The sequence below is a fragment of the Kaistella sp. genome (assembly GCF_032060305.1).
Taxonomy (GTDB): Bacteria; Bacteroidota; Bacteroidia; order Flavobacteriales; family Weeksellaceae; genus Kaistella; species Kaistella yananensis.
Genome location: NZ_DAMBHK010000133.1, coordinates 1 through 2,387 on the forward strand (window position 1 = coordinate 1; position 2,387 = coordinate 2,387).

A 2,387-nucleotide genomic window follows, 5' to 3' on the forward strand; every position below is an offset into this window, starting at 1 on the left:
ACAAATCCCGGAAACCTGAAAATTACCACACCGTTGTCCCCGGTTTCCGGATTTTCACTAACTTTAAAAAACAAAAAAATGGATTCAGTAAAAAAAATATTAGGAATTGTATGGCTGCTTTTGGCTGCAGTAGTCGCATATTATGGCTTGAGCGTTTTCGGTATTCCGAAAATAATGTCGGATAAGCAGGAAGATAATGTCTTCGGCTGGATTATCCTGGTAATTCTTGTCCCCATCATTGTGGGTGGTTTGGCAGTCTTCGGCTGGTACTCCTTCAAAGGCGAATATTCGGATGACAAAATGTAAAAAGCCCTTGTTAAAGTTTTAAACAGAAACTCTCAAATGAAAAAAAGACACAAGCAAAAACTGGTTATTTTAAGCATCATCTTATTTGTGATGTTTAATGCGCCGGTTTTGCTTCTGTTTAATAGTACCCAGCAAATCTGGGGGCTGCCAATGATTTATCTTTATATTTTTATGGTTTGGCTGGCATCCAGTGTCGCTTCATTTTTAATCTTCCGGAAATTCGATGAGTAGTCCGCTGTTATTTTTCCTGGTGATCCTGTATCTGGGGCTGCTGTTCTTCATCGCATTCTGGGCAGAAAAAAAGAAGAGCAACTTCTGGATCAACAATCCCTACATCTATTCCCTCTCGCTTGCGGTGTACTGTTCGGCATGGACGTATTATGGTAGTATCGGAGTCGCCTCCAATCAGGGTCTGGAATATCTCGCAATTTACATCGGTCCGGTAATCATCATTCCGGCGTGGATTTATATCAATTCGAAAATCATCAGAATCTCCCGCGTTCATAAAATAAGCAGCATTGCCGATTTCATCTCTTTACGGTACGGAAACAGCAGGTCTCTGGGCGCACTCGTTGCCATTGTGTGTATGCTGGCGGTGATTCCGTACATTGGTTTACAGATTAAAGCGATTTCCGATACCTTTCACCTGATCACGCACACCGATTATTCAGATAACATTTTTCTGGATACAGCCACTTATGTTGTGCTCATTATTGCGGTATTTTCTGCCTATTACGGTACAAAATATGTGGATGCTTCCGAAAAAAGACTTGGAATTATCTCCGCCGTTGCCGTGGAAAGTTTTCTGAAACTGATTTTCTTTATCATTCTGGGAATTTTTGTTGTTTACGGAGTTTTCAACGGGTTTGATGATATCTATAAAAAGGCCTCTGAACTACCCGATTTCACACAGAAAAATACATTCAACGGACTTGAAGCCGGCTTCAACTGGTTTTTAATGTGTATGCTTTCGATGACGGCGATTTTCCTTCTTCCAAGGCAGTTCCACACTACGATTGTAGAAAACAGGACCGAAAAACATCTGAAAACAGCAATCTGGCTTTTTCCGCTTTATCTCCTGTTGATGAATATCTTCGTGTTCCCCATTGCGTGGGGCGGCAAAATAATTTTTTATGGTGAAAATGTGAACCCCGAATTTTATTCCATCCTTATTCCTCAGAAATTCGGGAATATGCTCATTGCAGGAATGGTTTTTCTGGGCGGCCTCAGTGCAAGTATCTCGATGATCATTATCTCGAGTATTTCGCTCTCGGTAATGCTTTCCAATAACATAATCATTCCATATGGCTGGCTCAACAGTCTGAAAACCGAAACCGAATATGCCAACAACCGAACCATTGTAAATATCAGGAAATTCAGTATTTTTTCACTCATCATCCTGGGTTTTGTCTTTTACAAATACCTCATCAGCAGTGCCACCTTATTTTCGGTGGGACTTACCGCTTTTGTTCTTATTGCTCAGCTGGCGCCGGCTTTTTTCGGTGCCATATTCTGGCGCAGAGGCAGTTATGCCGGCGCAGTAACCGGAATAATTGCGGGCGTACTTATCTGTTATTTCAATCTTATCCTGCCGAATTATTTTGAAACAACCTATCAGAATTCAGCGGTATTTAACTTTTTTAAATTAGCGTACCTCTCGCCTGTGGCCAGTGCGTTTTTCTGGAGTCTGCTCGTAAACGGCGGATTGTTTATGATCATTTCATCACTCGTCGCGGGCAATTACAGAGAACGGAATTTTGCGGAACTTTATGTAGACATCAATGATTATATACAGAATCACGAAAACGCCTACATTTGGAAAGGTACCGCCAACATTTCAGACATCAGAAAAATCCTGACCCGATTTCTAGGCGAAAAGAAAACCAGGCAGGCGCTGAAAATATTTAATCTCAAGTACAATATTTCTGATGAAAACGACAGCGCCGATTCCCGGTTCATCAAATTTTCAGAGAACCTTCTCAGTGGAAGAATCGGTACTGCCTCGGCAAAAATTTTAATTGAAGGAGTTACAAAAGAAGATAAAATTACACTGCCCGAAGTTTTGAAAATTCTGGAAGAAT

General features: G+C 41.1%; 3 protein-coding genes. All 3 read left to right on the forward strand.

Translation table 11 applies throughout. The features are described 5' to 3' along the window. Positions 1–306: DUF6814 family protein (locus tag V5N63_RS11610; RefSeq protein WP_332034069.1), on the forward strand; the 306-nt coding region annotated here is incomplete at its 5' end. 36 nt (positions 307–342) lie between these two features. After that, entirely contained in the window at positions 343–537 is a 195-nt protein-coding gene (locus V5N63_RS11615; RefSeq protein ID WP_332034070.1) for a hypothetical protein, read from the forward strand. Beyond that, positions 530–2,387, forward strand: a 1,858-nt coding sequence (locus V5N63_RS11620; protein ID WP_332034071.1) for a sodium:proline symporter, incomplete at its 3' end; no start/stop codon positions are given. The genes V5N63_RS11615 and V5N63_RS11620, both read left to right, overlap by 8 nt.